The sequence below is a fragment of the Colwellia ponticola genome (genome assembly GCF_005885605.1).
GTDB lineage: Bacteria > Pseudomonadota > Gammaproteobacteria > Enterobacterales > Alteromonadaceae > Colwellia > Colwellia ponticola.
In genome coordinates this window covers 77,257-100,298 of record NZ_SZVP01000014.1, presented here as the reverse complement: position 1 = coordinate 100,298, position 23,042 = coordinate 77,257, and the positions used below count along the sequence as shown (strand labels likewise).

Below are 23,042 nucleotides of genomic sequence, written 5' to 3'. Positions count from 1 at the left end.
AAAAACAGCGGAGTGGTAGTTCAGTTGGTTAGAATACCGGCCTGTCACGCCGGGGGTCGCGGGTTCGAGTCCCGTCCACTCCGCCAATTTTGTTAACATCATCATAATTGATGCGATTTGATACTCGTAAAAATATCACAGCAAAAAACAGCGGAGTGGTAGTTCAGTTGGTTAGAATACCGGCCTGTCACGCCGGGGGTCGCGGGTTCGAGTCCCGTCCACTCCGCCAATTTTGTTAATATTTACAGTAGCAATACTATAAATACATCTATTAGATAAATCCTAAAAATCCTAAAAATCCTAAAAATCCTAAAAATCCTAAAAATCCTAAAAATCCTAAAAATCCTAAAAATCCTAAAAATCCTAAAAATCCTAAAATCCTAAAACAAAATAGCTATTTACCATTATACCTTTCAGCACCTTGCTAATATTAGTTATACCAATGCATTAATTAGCTGAACATTTCTGCTGCTTACTATAAAAGTCCCTACGGTGTTATTTATTTACTCATTAACACGACACGTATGCAGCTTAGTAGACAATGCCGCAGTGAATTGCCTAGAACAACTCATTATAAAAATAAAAGCCTTGAATTTGATCACTTCTACTGGGTAAAACAACCAACCATAGAATTCATCAGTAAATAGATTAGAACTATTTTTCGAGTGACAAGCATTTGAATCACCGTGAATAGGAAATCGCCTAGTCATGCGAGATAAATAATATGAGTTCGGTTTCAGAGCTCACTTAAGTAACTGATAACTAAAAATTACATATATTATATTACGCTAACTTTATGGTGTTGTTCAATTAAAGGCAACTTCATGTATCTGATCCCAACAAAAAATAAAAAATAAAAAACCTATAATATTAATGGCTTACATTATTTTTTTACCGTATCTAATGAGTAGAACAAAAAACAACTTGTATAGTGGTACGACCAGTGTTTTAATCAAGGTATATAAATATAACGCACACGTTGTTGGAGAGAGTAATGCTAAGTTATAAAGCACCTATCGCAGATATAAAATTTTTGATTGAAGATGTTTTTAAATATTATGATCATTATAAAAAATATGCTGAGTTTGAAGAAGCTAGCCCAGATTTAATTGATGCTATTATGCAAGAGTGCGCCAAGTTTTGTGAAAATGAATTATTACCTTTATATCAAAGTGGTGATAAAGAAGGTTGTCAATTTGATAATGGTAAAGTCACTACACCCAAAGGCTTTAAAAAAGCGTATAAACAATATGTTGATGGTGGCTGGTCAGCATTATCACATCCTGTAGAACATGGCGGGCAGGGTTTACCACCGTCTTTAGGTTTAGTGCAATCAGAAATGGTAGGCACAGCTAACTGGTCTTGGGCAATGTATCCAGGTCTTAGTCATGGTGCTATGAATACTATTAATGCTCATGGTAATAATAAGCAAAAAGAATTATATTTAACACGCTTAATTGAAGGGACTTGGACAGGTACTATGTGCTTAACTGAGCCGCAATGTGGTACTGATTTAGGGCAAGTGACTACCAAAGCAGAGCCTAACGGTGATGGTACTTATAACCTGACCGGAACTAAGATATTCATCTCTGCTGGAGAGCATGACTTAACGGATAATATTATTCATATTGTATTAGCAAGATTACCGGATGCGCCAAAAGGTACTCGCGGCATTTCACTTTTTATCGTACCAAAAGTTAAAACCAGTCAAGACGGTACACTAGGCGATGCAAACAATGTTGTTTGTGGCTCTATAGAAGATAAAATGGGGATTAAAGCTTCAGCAACTGCCGTACTTAACTTTGATAATGCCGTAGGTGAACTTATTGGGCCTGAAAATAAAGGCTTAGAATGTATGTTTACTTTTATGAATACAGCCCGACTTGGTACCGCATTACAAGGTGTGTGTTCAGCAGAGCTTGCCTTTCAAAACTCGTTAATTTATGCAAAAGAACGTTTATCTATGCGTTCGTTAACCGGTAAAAAACATCCTGAAAAAGTAGCTGATCCTATTATAGTGCACCCTGATGTACGTAAAATGTTGATGACTCAAAAAGCTATTTCAGAAGGCGGTAGAGCGATGATTTATTACACCGCCAAAATCGTTGATGATATCTCAATGGCGAAAACTGAAAAAGAACGCCAAGCAGCAGATGACCGTTTAGGTTTTATCACTCCCATCTTAAAAGCTTTTTTAACAGAGTTAGGCTCTGAAAGTGCTAACCATGGCTTGCAAATATTTGGCGGTCACGGTTTTATCAAAGAGTGGGGTATGGAGCAAATAGTTCGTGATGCAAGAATAGCGACGCTTTATGAAGGCACTACAGGGATACAAGCACTTGATTTATTAGGTCGTAAGATATTACTAACGCGTGGTAAGTCGTTAAATGATTTCTCTAAAGAAGTCCTTGTTTTTTGTAAGAACCATAGTCTAATTTCGAGTAACCCGCATAAGCGTCAAATGAATCGTTTTATTTGGCCACTAAGTAAGTCTATCGCTAACTGGCAACAATACACGGTACGTTTAGGACTTAAAGCGAAATCAAATAGAGATATTGTTGGTTCAGCATCAGTAGATTTTTTAATGTATTCAGGTTATGTGGTCATGGCCTATTTCTGGGCACAAATGGCACAATCTGCTTATGAAAAATTAGCTGAAGGTGTTGAAAATCGTGATTTTTATCGTGCAAAAATTAAAACGGCAGAGTTTTATTTTGAACGTATGCTACCAAGAACTAAGTCGTTGGCGAAAACTATGATGGCAGATCCAAAAACGTTAATGCAACTTGATCAAGAACTGATGTCTTTTTTATAAGTTAGTTCAATAGCTCAGGTTAAGTAGATAACAAAGCACAGCATTCGCTGTGCTTTGTTGTCTATAATCATGCTATAAAATCCATGCCTTGCCTCTAAGTCTTTAAACTTTCCTCTCTAAGTCTTTAAACTTTCCTAAGAGAGCACTTTCTTATACTGATTGTTATAAAATAACTTTATGTGCGTAGAATCATAGCTGAAAACACATAAAGCTATGTACGCTCAGGTAGATATGCAAGCTTGTATTAGTTAATTCAATATCGCTTAGTGGTAAGGGCTTTGTGGTAGTCCTTATGTCAATTTATATTAACTTGCCATAAGGACTATAATTTACAGAGGGTTAGTGAGCGGGGTTAGATGCGGTTAATGCTTTACTGTCAAAATCATCAACGTCAATGACCCATTTTCGACCCACTTCAGCATTGGTTAATAGCTCAGCTTCAGCGGCAGAAATAATATTATTGCTAAGACCAAGCTCTGCTACCTCGTTTAAACGATAAAAAGGTAACTTCTTATTCAAAGCACTACATACTTTGTCATAGATAGGCTCACAAGCAAGAATATCTTCAAGCACCTGCTCTAATCGACCAAAAATATTACGACCGTCACGGGTTAAGTATTGTCCTTGACCTAATCGTGTACGAGAAGGGTTTGGACTTTGTAGTAACTGCGCGACTTTATGTGCTAATTCATCACTGGGTTTACTTAACCAGGTTCCTAGTGGAAAAATTATTACCCTGAGCAACTTGGCAACGACTCTGTTAGGGAAGTTACTGATCAGCTCATCAATAGCATGTTGCATATCGTATAGGCAGTTTTCCACAGCAAATTGAACGAAAGGAAGATCTGCGGTGTTTCTTCCTTCATCGTTATAACGTTTTAAGGTAGCACTAGCTAAATACAAGTTACTTAAAATATCACCTAGTCTTGCTGAAATACGTTCTTTTCTTTTTAAATCAGCACCTAATGATAACATAGCAATATCTGAAAGCATCGCTAAGTTGGCACTAAAACGGGTGAGTAATTGATAATAGCGTTTAGTGTCATCATTATATGGACTACCTAAAAAGCGTGAACCGGTAAGTGAGCACCATAAACTGCGGCTTATATTACTGATACTAAAACCAATATGACCAAAAAGAGCATGATCAAAATCATCAAGTGCTTGGTCATGATCACTGTTATTGGCGGCAGCTAATTCTGCTAAGACGTAAGGGTGACAGCGAATCGCGCCTTGACCATAAATAATCATACTGCGGGTTAGAATATTAGCGCCTTCTACGGTTACTGCAATAGGAGCACCTTGATAGCCACGTGCTAGATAGTTATTTGGTCCCATGCATATACCTTTACCACCATGAATATCCATAGCGTCAATAATAGATGAACGCATTTTTTCAGTAAGATGGTATTTAGCGATGGCTGAAATAACAGAAGGTTTTTCACCTAAATCAATAGCGCCGGTTGACATTGTTGTTACTGCATCCATTAAATAGGCGTTAGCACCTATACGCGCTAACGGCTCTTCAATACCTTCCATTTTACCAATAGGCATTTTAAATTGACGTCTAATACGGCTGTAAGCACCTGTTGCTAAAGCAGCGGTTTTAATACCACCAGCACTATTTGACGGTAAGGTGATAGCTCGACCTACTGAAAGACATTCAACCAACATCCGCCAGCCTTGACCAGCCATATCAGCACCACCAATAATAAAGTCTAGGGGGACAAAAACTTCATCACCTTGTGTTGGACCATTTTGAAAAGGCACATTAAGTGGAAAATGTCTTCTACCAATAGTGATACCTGGTAAATCCGTTGGAATAAGCGCACAAGTAATACCTAAATCTTCTTGCTCTGAAAGTAGCTTGTCAGGGTCTTGTAACTTAAAAGCTAAGCCTAATACTGTCGCTATAGGCGCAAGGGTGATGTAACGTTTATCCCATGTTAGTTTCATGCCCAATACTTCTTTACCATCAAACTGGCCGTGACAAATAATACCAAAATCAGGAATAGAACCAGCGTCAGATCCTGCTTCTGGACTTGTCAGTGCAAAGCAGGGAATTTCTTCACCAGAAGCTAAACGAGGTAAATAGTAATCTTGTTGTGCTTTAGTACCATATTCTTGTAATAACTCGCCTGGACCTAACGAGTTTGGAACACCTACGGTACTAGCAAGTACTGAGCTAGCGCCGGTCAGTTTTTGTAATACCCGAGATTGTGCATAGGCTGAGAACTCTAAACCACCGAATTGCTTTTTAATGATCATGGCAAAGAATTTTTTTTCTTTTAAAAACTGCCATATTTGTGGTGGTAGATCAGCGATTTCATGTGTAATATGCCAATCATTAACCATGGCACAAACTTCTTCTACAGGACCATCTAAAAAGGCTTGTTCCTCAGTACTTAACCGTGGTTTAGGGTAGTTGTGAAGTTTTTTCCAATCAGGATCACCGCGAAATAAATCTGCATCAAACCAAGTAGTGCCAGCGTCTATAGCTTCTTGCTCAGTTGAGGACATTTGTGGCATTATTTTTTTAAATAGCGCCAATAAAGGCATACTAATAAACTGTTGACGAATATTATTTATATTCAGTGGTAATGCTATAACAGCAAATAGCAGCCAAGAAACAAAGCCAATGAGGTTGGAAAAGGTGCCTAGTGCCATCAACACGGCAAAGCTTAGGGTATAACTTGATAATGAAGCTCTAGAATAGCTCATAAACCAAGTTAACGATATTGCGACAAGTAGCCAAATAATCATATCCACAAAGATTCCTTTAAAGTATTTTAGGTGAAGTTAATAATACCAAGTTGATTAAATTTATTCACTAGTCAATAACTTAATTAACTTTTTATAAACTAAAGAGCAGTTTTTAAGATAAAAGTAATTGAATTTAAATAATTTTTAGTCAATTTTTTAGTCAATGATATACTCTACTTATAGAGTATATTGTCGGTTTAGCCAAGCATATTTTATGTTTAAGTGCTTGTTTTTTTGAAGAGGTCAAACAATGTGTGAATTATTAGCAATGAGCGCCAATGTGCCAACAGATATTTGCTTTAGTTTTAGTGGTTTAATGCAACGTGGTGGGAATACTGGTCCACACAGTGACGGTTGGGGTGTTACCTTTTATGAAGGCAAGGGTTGTCGTAGCTTTAAAGACCCTATGCCGAGCGCACATTCTCCCATTGCTGAGCTTGTGACTAAGTACCCAATGAAAAGTGAAGCGGTTATTTGTCATATTCGCCAAGCTAATTCAGGCGAAGTTTGCCTTGAAAATACTCATCCTTTTGTTAGGCAAATGTGGGGAAGAAATTGGACCTATGCACATAATGGTCAATTAAAAGATTTTGAGCGTGAATTACCCATTGAATTTCATTTACCTATTGGTACCACTGATAGTGAACATGCTTTTTGCTGGATACTCGATCAACTTCACCTTGAGTTTGGTACTAAGGAAGTTGAGGCAAAACATATTTTTACCTTTATTGCTTCACTTGCAGCAAAAATCGATGTGCTAGGAGTGGCTAATATAATCATCACTAATGGTGAATATTTATTCGCTTATTGCTCTAATAACTTACATTGGTTAACGCGAAAAGCTCCTTTTGGGCAAGCGAGTTTAATTGATGCTGAAATGGCTGTCGATTTCCAAAAAGAAACCACCAGTAATGATATTGTCACGGTAATTGCGACAAAACCATTAACTGATAATGAAACCTGGCATAAAATGCAAGCAGGGCAATGGCAACTATTTTGCTTAGGTGAACTTGTTTTTGGTGATTTAGTACAAGTACAAACAGCGCAAGAAACGCATGTTTAAATGACTCATTGAAAGCTAATTATGTCATAAGCGCAGCACTAATTGACTTGATAAAAGCTCCAGGCAATAAAGCGACTGATTTTATGTCCTTGAGCCATGTTAATCACTTTAATCTGCTTTGCATGCGCCTTTTTTAAAGTCAGCTTAAGCTTAGATAAGTGATCTTTTTTTGAAACCAAGCAGGTAAACCAAAGTACTTGTTTTTGATAAACTTTACTTTCATTAATCATGTTACTAATAAAAGCTAATTCACCACCTGGGCACCAAAGCTCAGCTTTTTGACCGCCAAAGTTAAGTATTTTTTCAGGCGGAGACGCCGCTGTTTTAGCACTTTTAACATACGTGCTATTTAGCTTATCTTTATTTAAATTCTTTAGCTTTCTGGTTGTCCCTTGACTCGCTTCAGTTAATGAACGATGAAAGGGAGGATTACATACCGTTAAGTGATAAAATTCATCACTGGCGATTATGCCGTTAAAGATGTTATTGCTATTGGACTGTAAGCGGCAATTAATGTTTTTACTTAATGACTTATCCGATGAAATAATTTGTTTTGCTATCTTTATTGACACAGGATCAATATCTGAAGCAACAAAGTGCCAACCATATTCTCTTTGACCTAAAATAGGGTAAATACAACTTGCTCCTGTACCAATATCAAGTACAGTTATAGGCTTATTAGCTGGTATATTCGCTGATACTTCAGAGGGTAATGTTCTTGTTGTGTTTGCTAGCAGTTCATGTAGATGATGAATATAGTCAACTCTACCAGGGATAGCTGGGCACAAGTAGCCGTTGGGGATATCCCAAAAAGTAATATTATAGTCACTTTTTAATAAAGAATAATTAAGCGCTTTAACGGCTAAAGGATCAGAAAAATCTATGGTATCTTGACCATTAAATTTATTTTTTATAATAAAAGCGGATAACGCTGGATTAGCTTTTATCAAGTTAGCAAAGTTATAGCCTTGTTTGTGGCGATTATTTTTATGCAAAGTAGTACCGTTGTAACATAGGTGATAAGGGAAGAGGTGAGTGAATAGCTATTTTTTAATAACTAACTTTACCCTAGCGATTACTAATTAGTTGCTGGCTTTTGGCCTACTTTGAAATAACCATTACTGGTAAATTGTACGGTTTGCTGGCGTTTTTTACCGACTAAAATTGGCCCGTCATCAATAAATAAAAAGTTCTTCCAACAGCGGGTAAACACTAGCCAGCTTGTTTCTATGACATTATCTCGAGAGCTACAGTAATAGACGACCGTGTTTTGATCCCAATCTAAATGTTTTGTAATCAATTCAGGTAATGCAGGTTCATTACTGTCCCACAGACCTTCCCACTTACCTTGCTCTAACCAATTATTTTTATCGGCAGGCCAATCACCTTTTTTGAAAAAGTCTGGATGGTCTACTTGGCGAGAAATAAAGGTATCCCATACGATATTTGCGCGCTCGACACTCATGGGTTTTATTTTACTGAGGTCTTTTTCTGCAATAGGTAAACTTTTGTGCTTAAATATCCAAGCATTTTTTAAACTTTCTAACGGTAAGTAATTCATTCATATTGCTCTACAAGGGAAACCACTTAATTATACGCAGCTATAGCTAAATAAAAAAGCGCTAGATAAATTAAGCCATTAGTTTGAACAGAAAAATAGAAAAACAGGTCACGTAAGTTACTTAATTACGTTGTGCTTATTGTTCGGTCAAGTTATTTATCCACTAGGTGGTTAATTTTGTTATTGGCAATTCTATAGGCGTCAACCGCAGCAACAAGCCAAATAGCAACGAGTAGATAACTAAGGGTAGTCAAGTGTGCGTTTTCTAACGCGCCTTGCTCTATTAATGCTTGGCGAATCGCCGATAGTTCAATAGCGACTTTACCGCTGAGTATCTGAGTATATAACGGATGGATTTTATCAGATATTTCATTAATCAAGCTTAACAATAAATAAGCAAAGCTAGCAAAAAAGCCTAACGCTAAGACATACTTTTTTAACGCTAAATGACCAACACCAGGAAAAACTAATAGAGATAACAGGGTAACTTGGATGGTTTTTTTCATGATTTTATCGCTAGTAATGTAAGTAAAATACAGGTTATTTTTCAAATACGCGGTTAAAAGGCGGTAATGAATCCAGTAATTGCTTACCATAGCGTTTAGTGACCACGCGTTTATCTAATAAAGTGATCACCCCTTCATCTTTTTCATTGCGCAGTAATCGACCACAAGCTTGGACTAACTTTTTTGAGGTATCAGGTACAGATAACGTCATAAATGGATTTCCACCTTTTGCGGTAACATATTCTGCTTGTGCTTGCTCAACAGGTGAGGTTGGCACTGAAAAAGGCAACTTTGTAATAATTAAGTTATTAAGGTAATCGCCAGGTAAGTCTAAACCTTCAGAAAAACTTTGTGTGCCAAAAATAATACTTACCTTGTTATTATCACAACGTTTTTTATGTTGCTCTATGATTTGTTGACGCGATAACTCACCTTGTACCATGATATCAATGTCGCTATTAGCGCGCAAAGCTTCGGCAACCTTGTTCATTTGCCAATAAGAAGAGAACAACACCAAACTAGCACTACCTTGCTCAAGATAGTGCGGTAATTTAGTAATTATTTCGTCAGTAAAGGCTGGTGCACTGGCTTCATTGACCATGTTCGCCACTACTAATTGAGCGTTGTTTTGATAATCAAAAGGGGAATCTACTTGTTGATATTGGGTGCCATCATTATCTTTTAAACCGACTTGGAAACGGAAATGGTCAAAAGAGTTTAACGCGCGTAAGGTTGCTGAGCACAATACGGCGCCTTCGCATTGGCTCCATAGCATATTTTCTAAGGTAAAGCCCACTTCAATGGGTGAAGCGCTGATAAGGTAATCTTGGCGTTTATGGTGTGTTTTCTCTAGCCAGCGGGCCATTGGCGCGCCTTTGTCACTGTCTGTTTTGGCATACATAAACCACAGTGCTTGTAAATTCTCTAGACGCTGTAACATAAAACCTGCTTCTGCAAGTAATGGCTCAGCCAAATACATTTGCGTATCACCATCTTTAACCGCTTCAATAAGACCGTTATAAAGCTTATTTAAGTGGCTTATTAATTTTTTACTGAGGCTATGTAAATCTTCAGCCCAGTTTTTTAACGTTTGCGGAATAATACCATTTTCAAATCGATAAACCTGTGAGTCTTGCGAAGATTTCTTGGTAAAATTGTTGCCTTGTCCTGACGTTGATAAGTCATGGTCGAGAAAATAAACATTGGCATTAGCTTCAACAAAAGTAAGTACCTTTTGCATTTCCAGTAATAAATCTTGGCAATCATCACCTAGTTTTAAGGCGGATGATATTGTATTACGTGATTTAATCAACGCAGACATTTTATCACCAGTATCTCTAAGCTTTGTTAACCACTCAATTGACCCTTTTAAGGTAACACTGGCACTGGAAAAATCGCGGGTTACTTTGGGAAGGTGATGAGCCTCGTCAATAATATAAATAGTATCTTCAGGCGGTGACAGTATTCTACCGCCACCGAGCTCAAGATCAGCCAATAATAAGCTGTGGTTAATCACTAAGACATGGGCTTGATCCATAGTGTCTCGCGCTTTATGAAACGGGCAATGCGTGTGCTCTGATAAGTTTTTTAAGCAGCTGTGTTTATCGCTTTGTACTTGCTGCCAAATATGCGTGGGTAAATGGTTTTCCCATGAATCTATATCACCTAGCCAACTACCGTCGAGTAACGCTTTGTGCATAGCGTTTAACGTACGTACATCTTTAGCATCGGGTTTTTCTGCAAAGGTAAAACCTACTTGTGTTGGTTCATCGCCTGAACTGCTTGTAACTGCTTGGGTAAGCTTTTGACGACAAACGTAGCGTTGCCTACCTTTAACTAAGGTAAAGTTAAAATCTATCCCCGCGTACTGTTTTAAAAAGGGTAGGTCTTTATCGACTAATTGCTCTTGCAGCGCAACGGTAGCGGTGGAAATACAAACCTTTTTATCACGCGCTAGCGCTAGTGGAATAGCACCTAAGCAATAAGCTAGTGATTTACCTGTACCTGTACCTGCTTCGATAGTAATTATTTTTCTATCGTTGTCGTATTCGCCCGCCAAGGTCTTTGCTATTTCAGCAATCAGTAGGGCTTGCTGTTTACGCGGATTAAAATGCGTTAAATTTTCACCAATAGCTTTATAAGCTTGGCGAATAGCGTGTTTTAACTTGTCAGAGAGCATGGGTACTAGTTTCCAAAAAACAGGATATCGGTTACACTGCTGTATATATTAACAGGTTTGGTCGTGTTGCACGAAAAATTTAACGATAAAATGAAAAATTTTAACACAGCAGATATTGGTGAGGGCTTTTTACTAACACGACAAGTGCAAGACACCGCCCAAGGCTTGCAAATAACCTTATGGCTAAAAAGCGATTCAGGCGTTATTAAATTACAAGTGGAGAATGAATTAGCGGTGTTTTTTATTGAGCATCAGTATTTATCAATAGCCGAGCAGCTATTGATTGACCAAGGTATTCCACTTAAAAAATCTCAACAGTTATCATTAAAGAACTTTGCCCAAAAAACAGTAGCCGCTTTGTATTTCACTTCGATGCGTAGTTTTTACCGAGCAAGAGAGGTATTGAAAAGCCACCAAATAAAATGTTATGAAGATGATATTCGCCCAGATGATCGCTTTTTGATGGAGCGTCATATTACGGCTGATATCAGCTATGTTGGCGAGCAGCCTTATTTACACAATGACCAGCAAGGCTATCAATTAGTAAAGCAAGCCAAGTGCAAACGCGCTGATAAGCAACATCATAACAATCTCACCATGCTATCCATTGATATAGAGTGCTCTATGCAAGGTGAGCTCTTTTCCATTGGTTTATATGCGTTTAACCATAACACGCAGCATAAAAATAAAGAATTTAAACGCGTGTTAATGATTGGTGAGCCACAAACTGGGTGTGAGTCTTATATTCATTGGCACACTGATGAAAGGCAACTATTACTGCACTTTATTGATGAAATTAATGTATTTGATGCTGATATTCTTATTGGTTGGAATGTGATTAACTTTGATTTTAAGTTACTGCAAAAGCGTTGCGATCTTCATGGTATTCGTTTTTCCATAGGACGCGATGGCGCTGTGCCTTACTGGCGTAAAAATGCTAATAACCCAGAACAAAATTTTATTGAAATAGCAGGGCGTGTTGTACTTGATGGCATTGACTTACTTAAAACCGCTACTTATAACTTTACGAGTTTCTCACTGGACAATGTCGCGCATAGTTTACTGGGGCGTGGTAAGAAAGTGGTTGATGTTGACAACAGAATACAAGAAATAGTCGATAATTTTGCGCATAATAAGCCGGCATTAGCGGCCTATAATTTAGAAGATTGTCGTTTAGTATGGCTTATTTTTGAAAAAACGCAGTTACTTGCTTTTGCGCAATTAAGATCGCAACTTACCGGTCTTGCCATCGATAGAGTAGGTGGCTCAGTAGCTGCATTTACCAATCTTTACTTACCCAAACTACACCGTAGCGGCTATATAGCGCCTAATATGGGCGATGGTGTTTCGGGGCTAATATCCCCCGGTGGTTATGTTATGGACTCGGTTCCGGGCTTATATGACAATGTATTAGTATTGGATTTTAAATCGTTGTATCCCAGTATTATTCGTACCTTCAAAGTAGACCCTATGGGGTTGATTGAAGGTTTATTAACGGTTAAGGCTAATGACTCGGTTAGTGTTGATAATAGGGATTATGTGATTAGCGGCTTTGATGGCGCATATTTTTCGCGTGAAGCGCATTTTTTACCCGATATTATTGAATCGCTTTGGTTAGAGCGTGACAAAGCTAAACAACAGAAAAATGCCGCTTTGTCACAAGCGATAAAAATTATTATGAACAGTTTTTATGGTGTATTGGGTTCAACGGGTTGTCGTTTTTTTGACCCTCGCCTTTCAGGCTCTATTACTAAGCGTAGTCATCAGATTTTAAAACAGACCAGTCATTGGATTGAAAAGAAAGGCTTTAAAGTGATTTATGGCGATACCGATTCTATTTTTGTTGTTATCGGCGCTGATAAATCAACGCAGCAGGCAAGTGAGTTAGGGGTTGAATTACAAAACTTTATTAATGATAAGTGGCAACTTACCTTAGCGACAGACTTTAAAATAATCAGTCAATTAGAAATTGAATTTGAAACGCACTTTACTAAATTTTTAATGCCAAAAATACGAGGTATTAATCCTAGTAAAGATCAAAAGGTGGTTGGCACCAAAAAACGCTACGCTGGTTTGTCAAAAGGGGTGATTACGTTTAAAGGCTTAGAGACGGTGCGCAGCGATTGGACTGAATTAAGTAAAGACTTTCAACAAGAATTATATAGATTAGTCTTTAATGATAAGCCGGTTGATGACTACATTAAAAATATTGTCGACGCATTAAAACAAGGTTGTTACGACGATAAATTAATTTATCAAAAAAGAATTCAACGTAAGTTAACTGACTATGTTAATACACCACCGCATATTAAAGCGGCTTTAATTGCTAATGCCAAGTTAAAAGCGCAGGGTGTTCAACAAAAATATCAACACCGAAGCACCATTCGCTATGTTATCACCCTTGATGGCGTACAACCGGTAGACTTTAACGAAAGTATCCTCGATTATGATTTTTATGTTGAGAAACAACTTAAGCCAATAGCGGATGATATTTTACCTTTCATAGGTAAAGATTTTCAGTCAATTACCGGCGATCAAATGGGACTTTTTTAATGAGCACTATCTATACAAGGTATGAAATATAGACTAATAAAAAATAATAGCCTTAGCATTTTTTATTAACAGCCCCTAGCCAGCTCAGCTTATTCAGGTTATAACTACAGATAAATATTTTAGATGGCTAGATAGCTGAAAAAGATAGTTGTAATTGATAACAAAACACAAGGCTATCTGTTAACTCTCACCGCTAAAATTAACGCGACTTAATGGAAAATAACGATGAAACAAGATACTAAAATAATCAATGCTGGCCGTAGTGCAAAATGGACTAATGGCGTGGTTAACCCACCAATAACTCGTGCATCGACTGTGGTATTTAATAGCGTTGCTGAAATGAATAATGCTGTCGCTAATCGCCATAATCAAACAATGGTGTATGGCCGTCGCGGTACGACTACCGCTTTTGCTTTTAGTGAGGCAATGACTGAATTAGAAGGTGGTGCAGGGTGTGCCTTGTATCCATCAGGTACCGCCGCAATTACCAATGCTATTTTGGCGTTTGTGAAGCAAGGCGATCACGTATTAATGGTTGATAGTGCTTATGAGCCTACTCGTGATTATTGTGAAAAAATATTAACTAAAATGGGCGTTGCTACCACTTATTATGATCCTATGATAGGTGCAGGTATTGAAGCCTTGATTCAAGATAACACGGTACTTGTTTTTTTAGAGTCTCCTGGCTCTATCACTATGGAAGTACAAGACGTGCCGACTATTAGCGCTATTGCTCATCAACATGATTGTATTGTTATGCTTGACAATACTTGGGGGGCAGGCATTAACTTTAAACCGTTTGATTATGGCGTTGATGTCAGTGTGCAAGCGGCCACTAAATATATTGTTGGTCACTCTGATGTGATGTTAGGTACGGCAACGGCGGTAGAAAAGTATTGGCCGCAACTGCGTGATTACAGCTATTTAATGGGGCAATGTACCTCACCTGATGATTTATATTTAGCATTACGCGGTATTCGTACGCTTGGCATAAGATTAAAGCAGCATCAGCAAAGTGCGATTAAGGTCGCACAATGGTTACAACAACGTCCAGAAGTCGCTAAAATATTACACCCCGCGTTTGAGTCTTGTCCTGGACATGAATTTTTCAAGCGAGACTTTAACGGCTCTAACGGTTTATTCTCGTTTGTCTTTAATTGTGGCAATAAAGCGGCATTAACGGCCTTTTTAGATGGTTTACATCATTTTAAAATGGGCTATTCGTGGGGTGGTTTTGAAAGTTTAATTTTGGGTATTACTAATGTAAATTCAATTCGTAGTGCAACCACCTTTGATTGTGAGTTCCCATTAATTCGTCTGCATATCGGTTTAGAGGATGTTGACGATTTAATTGATGATCTATCAAAAGGCTTTGAACGCTATAATCAGGTACTTGCAAACTCATAAGTGATAGTCGATAGTCGATAGCTTTTTATTTAGATAGTAAGTGCTAAGCGCAACATAGTAATGCATTTATTGTAGTGCATAGTATTAGCGCGCTTAGCTACACAGTTGCCCAACAGTAACGCAGCAATAACACTACATCGGTGATGTTACTTACCTAATAAACTGAAAATTTTATTGGCAATATCAGTATTATCTAACTGACCACTAAATTGCTCACTATGTTTACCAAAGGCAAATACCGGTACGTCAATAGCAGTATGACCTGATGTTGTCCAACCGGTGTTTGTGCGCTTATCAATAATACTAAGCAGCGCTCGGCGGTAGCTATTTTTTAATGATGGTGGGCTTTGCTGTTCTTTTAAGCGTTTATCAAGTAACGCATAGTGTTGTGTTTGCGCGTGAAATAATGGTTCAACTTGTTGTAGTTGCTCAATCTCTGTCGTGCTTAAGGGAAAGTTTAACCACTGGCTTATTTGATCGCCTTTTATTGGTCGCTTTAGTTGAGTATTTGCTTGATGACTTGCGGCATCATTAAGTTTATCTTGGGCGATAATTTTTTCAGCAATAGTCGTGATTGAATGCTTCATACTACGTAACACTTGCGGCTCCCATCGATAATCTTTATTAGCTGCTAAGGTAAAACCTCCAGTGCTATGATCCGCGGTTAGGACTACTAAGGTATCGGGGTTTTGTGCAACAAAAGATTCTAGATATAACATCACGTTAGCTAAGTCATCCATTTCATGCATTGCTGCGGCAATATCATTATCATGACCACCCCAATCAATTTGACTTGCTTCAACCAACATAAAAAAGCCTGCCTGGTTTGTTAATTGTTTTATTGCGGTTTGCGTTAAAGGTGTTAGCCTATGCTTGTTACTGTCATCAAGTGCCCAAGGCAAACTGGTTTTGGCAAATAAACCTAATACTGGTTGATTGGCTTTCAAGGTATTTAATTGTGAATAACGGTCAATGTATTGAAAGCCGGCTTGGGTAAATTCCGCTACGATATTACGATCGTCTCGGATATAGTTTTTCCAGCCGCCACCAAAATATACATCCGCTTGAATACCATTATCAATATAGCTGTTAGCAAGTTCATTGTAGTTTTTACGACTCTCATTGTGAGATAAATACGATGCTGGCGTTGCATGGTTTATGCGAGAGGTAACTACCACACCTGTTTTCTTACCTTGTTGCTTTGCCCATTGAAGCACGGTAAGTAAAGGTTTTTTATCCACATCAACACTAATAGCGCCATTATAGGTTTTAATCCCTGTTGCTAATGCCGTCGCTGCAGCAGCAGAGTCAGTAACATAGCCTGAGATGGCCTCAGGGTAAGTACTCGATAAGCCTTTTAAGTGTCTTTCAAAAACAGTTTGTTCTATTTCAACGGTAGTCGGATCATCATTAAAGTAGCGATAAGCAGAAGTGTAGGCTGGCCCCATGCCATCAGCAACAACCATAATAATGTTTTTAGGTAAATCTTGTTGGCTAACAACAGTCTGTTTATTTACATCGATAGTGGCTGCACAACTATACGTTGAAAGGCTAATGCCGTTAAAAATAATCAGTGTTGAAAAGAGCGTTGTCGTTAATTTAGAAATAAACATAAGATGCTCGATAAGGTGAAAGTCGCGTAATTCTAAAGAGTGACTATTACTTTGTCTACCTAATGACAATCGCTACGCTATATTTGATGGCGATAAAGCGATATATCTTCATATGAGGCTTAAGAGGGTTGTTAACTTCGTTAGCATAGTGCATTTTGTCCCATATAAGCATAAGGCAACTTAACCACATAAAAAAGACAGTCATTAGTAGCGGTATCTTTATGAGTTGTTGCTTTAAATAATCGTAGGTTATATCGACAAACTAGTTGGTTTTCACGGGCATAAAAATAATCATGCAGTACATTTTTACCACTCTTATCAACAAGTGTTAAATTATCAAGACCATTACCGTCAAGCCAACCAAGCATTTCATCTTGGTGAGCACTACCAAAATTAAAGCACTCAATATTGTTTTTCAAGGTGACGCCTGCATAGCCTTCATCATGTTGTGCGTATGATAGTGCAATGTTGTCTTTTAATTGTAGTCGTAAAGGGCGGTGCATAACTTCTACGGTTTTTTCTGGTTGCATGTAAGCAATATTTTGACATTGAGCAACCTTAGAAATACCTGCAAAAGCAATTTCATGGGCTTGTTCATCTTGACTACCACCACATTCAATGGTGATAAATGGACAGTGAAAGCTTTGTTCTATAATTGAACCCATGGTTAAATCAGACAACACTAAGGTCTGGCAAAATAATGAAGCAAGGGCTAAGGTTTCAGTGGTTATCACTGCACTTATCGCAAAGGTTGGTGTTGGGCTAGCAGTATTGTGAAGATCGATCACCATTTCAGGGTTAACCTCTCTGATCGCTTGCTCAATTAAAAATGCTCGTTGGCAATAGCCTCGTTGACCATCGTTACAGTCAAATGAACATTGCTTACCAAAAAAACGATTGAGATCCATACCACCGTCAACAAAGCGCTTGCTAAATAAGGGTTTACTCGCGGCAGCTTCTACTGAGCAGATTATAAAACGCATATTAGTACAAGGGGGTTTTTGTGTTAACACCTCGGTTAAGTAGCGGTGTATGGCTATTAAACCAGAGGGTTCATTACCATGTAGTAAGGTAGTAAACACACGAAATTTTGTCTCATCGCTACCTGAAATATCAATCACGGTAGGGCCCGTCATGGATAAAAGAAACTGTTCGTAATCAGCATGTAAGTCCTGCCATTTGGGATCTTTTAAATAGTTGATTTCACTAAAGTCTATATCCATAAGTGTTACCTAGTCATTGTAGTTGTTATGCGTATCTTTCATGTTTGTTAAGCATGTCACAGTTGTAGCCACTGGCATGTTGATTAAGGTCAATAAATTGCAGTAAATAGATGATTTATATTTATTTAGCGGTAAACTAGTCGTCCATGTGCACTAATACCATTTGCATAAATTCTGGTTAAGAGATCACGGTCTTATACGGATTGTTATAAACTTATATAGAGGTACTGTTATGAATGAAGAAACCATTTTTTCTAAAATTATTCGTCAAGAAATTCCTACGCCACTGTTGTATCAAGATGACTTAGTGACCGCCTTTAGAGATATTAGCCCTCGTGTTGATAGTCATATTTTAATTGTGCCTAATAAACATATCGCCACCATTAATGATGTAACCCATGACGATGAACTCACCCTGGGTCGTATGATTACTGTTGCTAAAAAACTTGCTAAAGAAGAAGGTATTGATGAAAAAGGGTACCGATTAATTATTAATTGTAATCAAGATGGCGGCCAAGAAGTGTATCATATTCATATGCATTTATTAGGCGGCCAGCCATTAGGCGCTATGTTGTCTTTGTAAAAAAAACACACGGGTTAAGTAGGTAAGTATGCGATAAGCCGCTGTATTCCTAAGGCAAAAGACAATGTAATCATTTAATGATTAGCGCATAATTTGTTATAGCATTCCTTAAATGGTTATTTTTGTGAACTGGAAAGACTTATTAGAAAATAGAAATCGCTTATTCTGGCTAGCCCATACAGTGGGCTGGTTCGGTTTTGCTTTTGTGCATTACCTTGGTTCACTGCAACTTGATTTACGTGATATTTTTGTCATTATTATTTTTCTTAATGCTTATGCAGGCTGGTTGCTTACCGCACCACTGCGTTATATTTATCGAAAAGCATGGAACCTCCCACCTATTAAAATAGCCTTGGTCGTTATTTTAACGTCCTATTTTACTGGTGTATTGTGGCAAATTGTTAAAAATATTAATTATTGGGAAATATATAAGCATGGCTATCAACCTGAGTTTTGGTATATGTACACCCAATCTACTTTAGGATCTTTTTATATTATTTTAAGCTGGAGCGGTTTATATTTTGGTAGTAAATACTATCAAATGTTAGAGATTGAAAAGCAAAATGTGTTAAAAGCGAATGCAGTTGCCCATCAAGCACAATTAAAAATGCTACGTTATCAGCTCAATCCGCATTTTTTATTTAATACCCTTAATGCTATCTCGACCCTTATTTTGATAGAAGAAAATAAAATCGCTAATACTATGGTGACTAAACTCAGTGAATTTTTACGTTATTCACTTGATAAAGATCCGATGAAAAAAGTCACCTTAGAATCTGAAATTCAGGCATTGCAACTTTACTTATCAATAGAGAAAGTTCGCTTTGAAGACAGGTTAGACCTTAATTTTAAGGTCAGTGACAATTGCCAACACGCATTAGTCCCTAGTATGATTTTACAACCTTTAGCAGAAAACGCGATAAAACATGCTATTGCAGTACAAGAGCAGGGCGGTAGTATTACCATTGTAGTTAATCGTTTTGCCGATGATTTACTTATTGAAGTGGCAGATAACGGCCCAGGCGCTGATATTATAGAAGGGAATTTACATCGAGAAAGTGGCGTTGGTTTAGTGAATACTCGCGAGCGATTACAAGCATTATATAATGGAAAATTTTCATTAGTTGTTGCCCATAACCAGCCATCAGGTGTTAAAGTGAATCTACGTTTACCATTTCAGGTAAGCTAATGAAAAAATTATTATCTGTAGGCATCTCTGCTGCTTATCAATATCAATTATTTAGGAATTTTTATGTCACTATCAACCCTAATCGTTGATGATGAACCACTGGCTCGCAAAGGCTTAGCAATTCGATTAAAAGCTCATAATGATATTAACGTGATTGAGCAATGCTGCAACGGTAGAGAAGCATTAGCAGCAATAAAGGCTTATCAGATAGATGTTATGTTTCTTGATATTCAAATGCCAGGACTTAATGGATTTGAGGTGTTAGAGCATATAATCGAACAAGGTTTGGCTATGCCAGTCGTGGTCTTTGTGACCGCCTTTGATCACTATGCATTAAAAGCATTTGAAGTACATGCATTAGATTATTTATTAAAGCCTGCCGATGAAGAACGTTTAGCTCAATCCATTGATAAAATTAGACATTATTTTAAAACTAATGCGGATAGCGCTCATAAATCGAAGTTAGTGCGTTTAGTAAGTGATGTTACGGGTAATGATTATCAGCAAATTTTAACGGAATTAGACAATGACCAAGAGTTAACGCTATCGAGCTACTCTGACGTATTAGCGATTAAAGATGCTGGTGAAGTTAATCGTGTACCGGTAAAGGATATACTTTGGATTGATGCAGCGGGCGATTATATGTGTGTACATACCTTATCAGACAAACACCAGAGTAATGAGGTAAGTACCCATATTTTAAGAAAAACAATGAAAGAGCTCGAGGCGTGTTTAGATCCCAAAACATTTATTCGCAATCATAGATCAACGATAGTTAACAAACACGTTATCGATAAGTTTTGCAGCCAAGTTAATGGTGAATATATTTTAGTGTTAACAAATGGTAAAGAATTAAAAGTAAGTCGTAGTTATAAAGATAAAGTAAAACAGGCAGTTAATAGTTAACGAGTGGCTTTTTTATTTTTATTAATAAAAATAAAAAAGCCATATATCAATAATATATGGCTTTTAAGTAGAGACATTACAAAATGAAATATCAGTTATTTAAGGTGTTTCTTAGTTATCGTTAAAATTTTCAAGATATTTGAAGCACCAACAGTTTCCATCATATCACCATGGGTTAATATGATCTTATCACCTATTACTAAATCAAGTTTACTGCGGACTACTTTTACCATTTCATCAGATAAGTTGTCATTATTAATAGGCAGTGAATCAAACTCAATCGGATAAACACCACGGTATATTGCGGTTTTAGTTAATGTCTTCAGATGGCGAGATAACGAGAATATAGGTAAACCTGAGGTAATGCGTGACATTAACTTACTGGTTTGGCCTGATTCGGTTAACGATATAATCGCTTTAACACCTTCTAAGTGATTTGCTGCGTACATAGCTGATAGTGCTATAGTTTCTGACACTTCACTAAAGGTAAGTTCCATTCTATGGTTAGAAATATTAACAGAGCTATGCTGCTCAGCACCGACACAGACATTAGCCATAGCAGTCACAGTTTCAACCGGGTATTTACCCGCGGCAGTTTCTGCCGATAACATTACCGCATCAGTACCATCTAATACGGCGTTGGCAACATCCATAACTTCAGCACGTGTTGGCATAGGTTGCTCAATCATGGTTTCCATCATTTGAGTTGCTGTGATCACCACACGATTTAATTGGCGAGAGCGGTTAATAATATGTTTTTGCTTGCCTACCAGTGCGGCATCACCAATTTCAACGCCTAAATCACCACGGGCAACCATGACAACATCAGAAGCTAAAATAATACCGTCAAGAATTTTGTCATCGTTTACTGCTTCTGCACGTTCAATTTTAGACACTAAACGGGCATCACAGCCAGCTTCTTGTGCCAGTAAGCGTGCTTCACGCATATCTGCTGCATCACGAGGAAATGAAACCGCTAGAAAATCAACATCAATTTCTGCTGCAAGTTTAATGTCTTCTTTATCTTTAGCTGTTAACGCAGGCGCTGTTAAACCCCCACCTTGGCGATTAATACCTTTGTTATTTGATAACGGACCACCAACAGTCACTATCGTAAAGACTGAGTTGTCAGAAGTTGATAGTACTTTCAATTGTACGCGACCATCGTCGAGCAATAAAATATCACCTGTGTTAACATCCTGTACTAATTTTTTATAATCAATCCCTATTTTTTCTTGATAGCCTTGACCTTTTTCCAAGGTAGCATCTAACTCAAATTTATCACCAATAGCTAATTTGATTGGGCCGTCTTTAAAGGTAGAAATACGGATTTTAGGACCTTGTAAATCCCCTAATATACCCACATAAATACCGAGCTCTTTGGCTATTTTTCTAACATTGTTGGCTCTATCAATATGATCTTGTGGTATACCGTGCGAAAAGTTAAGCCTAACAACATTAACCCCTGCGGCTAATACTTTTCTTAATACTTCTATATCATCGGTTGCTGGGCCTAAGGTGGCAACAATTTTAGTTCTTCTAGACATTATAATCCTCTTACTTTTTTAGTGTCGTATTTAACGCCGCGTTCGTGATTTTACTAGGCAGGCATCAAATAAGTTCATCCGTTATTTTTAGCTAATATGAGTAATATTTATGGTGTCATCATTACTCATTTTTATCAAAGCGTGAGCTTTTTAAACTATCTTTTACTTTTTTCAAATTATCTATAAATTTACTACCGCGACGTAAAGTAAAGCCGGTCGCTAGCACATCAATAAGCACCAGCTGGGCAATGCGTGACGACATGGGCATATAAAGATCAGTATCTTCACTTACATCGACTGATAGTACAATACTACATTCTTTAGCCAAGGGTGAATCTGTGGTGGTAATGCCGATAACAGTAGCATCATTTTCTTTTGCTAAACTAGCGACCTCAACCAGTGATTTTGTGCGTCCTGTATGAGATATAAGTACAACTACATCACCTTGGCAGCTATTTATAGCACTCATACGTTGCATTAATATGTCATCAAAATAAACCACGGGCACATTAAAGCGAAAAAACTTATTTTGCGCATCATGCGCGACAATAGCTGATGCACCTAAACCAAAAAAAGAGATTTTATTCGCTTGTGTTAACACATCAACAGCACGATTAATATCATAGCTATCTAAACTTTTACGCGTCACCTCAAGACTTGCCATGGTTGATTCAAATATTTTTGAGGTATATTGATCAGCAGTATCACTCTCATCAACATGGCGGTTAACGTAGGGTGTGCCATTGGCTAAGCTTTGCGCTAAATGTAATTTAAAATCAGGATAACCTTTAGTATTTAAGCGACGGCAAAAACGATTAACGGTTGGTTCACTGATGTTAGCTTGTTTAGCAAGTGCGGCAATACTTAAGTGAATAACGGTACTTGGTGATGCTAGAATAACTTCAGCGACTTTTCGTTCTGATTTACTCAGTATATCAAGTTCGTTAGTGATCTTTTCTAATATATTCATTGTGTTCTGATCCTAGATCATTTTATCTATGATTAAAATAGAGGATAAAGCTATATTTCAACCACTTTGCTTATACTGTAATTTATTTTCGTTCTAAGCAACAGAAAAAGTGAAATATTATTTCATGATGTAGTATTAACAGTATAAAAACTATCAAGCGAGGT

Annotated in this window: 16 protein-coding genes and 2 tRNA genes; 9 read left to right on the top strand and 9 right to left on the bottom strand. The window is 37.6% G+C overall.

Features of this window, described 5'->3' with window-relative positions:
- Positions 1 to 9 precede the first annotated feature (9 nt).
- The 3 genes from FCS21_RS13205 to FCS21_RS13195 all read left to right on the top strand — a co-directional run bounded on the left by FCS21_RS13205 (position 10) and on the right by FCS21_RS13195 (position 2,815).
- Positions 10 to 86: transfer RNA gene (locus FCS21_RS13205), tRNA-Asp, on the top strand.
- A gap of 66 nt (positions 87 to 152) precedes the next feature.
- A tRNA-Asp gene (locus tag FCS21_RS13200) sits at positions 153 to 229 on the top strand.
- Between the two features lie 765 nt (positions 230 to 994).
- Positions 995 to 2,815, top strand: coding sequence for an acyl-CoA dehydrogenase C-terminal domain-containing protein (locus tag FCS21_RS13195; protein WP_138624012.1), 1,821 nt, complete (start codon positions 995 to 997; stop codon positions 2,813 to 2,815).
- Between the two features lie 339 nt (positions 2,816 to 3,154).
- Here FCS21_RS13195 and fadE read toward each other — a convergent pair whose 3' ends face one another.
- Positions 3,155 to 5,584 (bottom strand): acyl-CoA dehydrogenase FadE, encoded by a 2,430-nt coding sequence (fadE, locus tag FCS21_RS13190; RefSeq protein ID WP_138624011.1) that lies wholly within the window; start codon positions 5,582 to 5,584, stop codon positions 3,155 to 3,157.
- 244 nt (positions 5,585 to 5,828) lie between these two features.
- Here fadE and FCS21_RS13185 point away from each other — a divergent pair, with 244 nt between their 5' ends.
- Positions 5,829 to 6,641, top strand: a complete 813-nt coding sequence (locus FCS21_RS13185; RefSeq protein WP_138624010.1) for a class II glutamine amidotransferase — start codon at positions 5,829 to 5,831, stop codon at positions 6,639 to 6,641.
- Between the two features lie 38 nt (positions 6,642 to 6,679).
- Here FCS21_RS13185 and rlmF read toward each other — a convergent pair whose 3' ends face one another.
- The 4 genes from rlmF to dinG form a co-directional block, all read right to left on the bottom strand.
- Positions 6,680 to 7,636 carry a 23S rRNA (adenine(1618)-N(6))-methyltransferase RlmF gene (gene rlmF, locus FCS21_RS13180; protein ID WP_138624009.1) on the bottom strand — a complete coding sequence of 319 codons (957 nt, stop codon included), beginning with the start codon at positions 7,634 to 7,636 and terminating at the stop codon, positions 6,680 to 6,682.
- Between the two features lie 83 nt (positions 7,637 to 7,719).
- The gene (locus tag FCS21_RS13175; RefSeq protein ID WP_118056091.1) at positions 7,720 to 8,202 is read right to left on the bottom strand and encodes a DUF2947 domain-containing protein; all 483 of its coding nucleotides are present in this window, start codon (positions 8,200 to 8,202) and stop codon (positions 7,720 to 7,722) included.
- Between the two features lie 152 nt (positions 8,203 to 8,354).
- Positions 8,355 to 8,708 carry a hypothetical protein gene (locus FCS21_RS13170; RefSeq protein WP_138624008.1) on the bottom strand — a complete coding sequence of 118 codons (354 nt, stop codon included), beginning with the start codon at positions 8,706 to 8,708 and terminating at the stop codon, positions 8,355 to 8,357.
- Positions 8,709 to 8,742: 34 nt separating this feature from the next.
- The gene (gene dinG, locus FCS21_RS13165; RefSeq protein ID WP_138624007.1) at positions 8,743 to 10,887 is read right to left on the bottom strand and encodes an ATP-dependent DNA helicase DinG; all 2,145 of its coding nucleotides are present in this window, start codon (positions 10,885 to 10,887) and stop codon (positions 8,743 to 8,745) included.
- 90 nt (positions 10,888 to 10,977) lie between these two features.
- Here dinG and FCS21_RS13160 point away from each other — a divergent pair, with 90 nt between their 5' ends.
- Positions 10,978 to 13,440 carry a DNA polymerase II gene (locus FCS21_RS13160; RefSeq protein WP_138624019.1) on the top strand — a complete coding sequence of 821 codons (2,463 nt, stop codon included), beginning with the start codon at positions 10,978 to 10,980 and terminating at the stop codon, positions 13,438 to 13,440.
- Positions 13,441 to 13,665: 225 nt separating this feature from the next.
- A complete protein-coding gene (locus FCS21_RS13155) occupies positions 13,666 to 14,847 on the top strand; it encodes a cystathionine beta-lyase (RefSeq protein ID WP_138624006.1) in 1,182 nt (393 codons plus the stop codon).
- Between the two features lie 146 nt (positions 14,848 to 14,993).
- On the opposite strand, the gene FCS21_RS13150 is transcribed toward FCS21_RS13155, so the two are convergent.
- On the bottom strand, positions 14,994 to 16,313 hold the full coding sequence (locus tag FCS21_RS13150) for an alkaline phosphatase (protein ID WP_246047243.1): 1,320 nt from the start codon (positions 16,311 to 16,313) through the stop codon (positions 14,994 to 14,996).
- A 287-nt stretch (positions 16,314 to 16,600) separates the two neighbouring features.
- On the bottom strand, positions 16,601 to 17,683 hold the full coding sequence (locus FCS21_RS13145) for a M14 family metallopeptidase (RefSeq protein ID WP_138624005.1): 1,083 nt from the start codon (positions 17,681 to 17,683) through the stop codon (positions 16,601 to 16,603).
- Positions 17,684 to 17,915: 232 nt separating this feature from the next.
- Between FCS21_RS13145 and FCS21_RS13140 the strand changes: the two genes are divergently transcribed.
- The 3 genes from FCS21_RS13140 to FCS21_RS13130 all read left to right on the top strand — a co-directional run bounded on the left by FCS21_RS13140 (position 17,916) and on the right by FCS21_RS13130 (position 20,361).
- Positions 17,916 to 18,266, top strand: coding sequence for an HIT domain-containing protein (locus FCS21_RS13140; protein ID WP_138624004.1), 351 nt, complete (start codon positions 17,916 to 17,918; stop codon positions 18,264 to 18,266).
- Between the two features lie 112 nt (positions 18,267 to 18,378).
- A complete protein-coding gene (locus tag FCS21_RS13135) occupies positions 18,379 to 19,455 on the top strand; it encodes a sensor histidine kinase (RefSeq protein ID WP_138624003.1) in 1,077 nt (358 codons plus the stop codon).
- A 63-nt stretch (positions 19,456 to 19,518) separates the two neighbouring features.
- Positions 19,519 to 20,361, top strand: coding sequence for a LytR/AlgR family response regulator transcription factor (locus FCS21_RS13130; protein WP_138624002.1), 843 nt, complete (start codon positions 19,519 to 19,521; stop codon positions 20,359 to 20,361).
- Between the two features lie 95 nt (positions 20,362 to 20,456).
- Here FCS21_RS13130 and pyk read toward each other — a convergent pair whose 3' ends face one another.
- Together pyk and FCS21_RS13120 are read right to left on the bottom strand one after the other, a co-directional pair.
- Positions 20,457 to 21,908 (bottom strand): pyruvate kinase, encoded by a 1,452-nt coding sequence (pyk, locus tag FCS21_RS13125; RefSeq protein WP_138624001.1) that lies wholly within the window; start codon positions 21,906 to 21,908, stop codon positions 20,457 to 20,459.
- Between the two features lie 121 nt (positions 21,909 to 22,029).
- Positions 22,030 to 22,878 carry a MurR/RpiR family transcriptional regulator gene (locus FCS21_RS13120; protein ID WP_138624000.1) on the bottom strand — a complete coding sequence of 283 codons (849 nt, stop codon included), beginning with the start codon at positions 22,876 to 22,878 and terminating at the stop codon, positions 22,030 to 22,032.
- Positions 22,879 to 23,042: the final 164 nt, after the last annotated feature.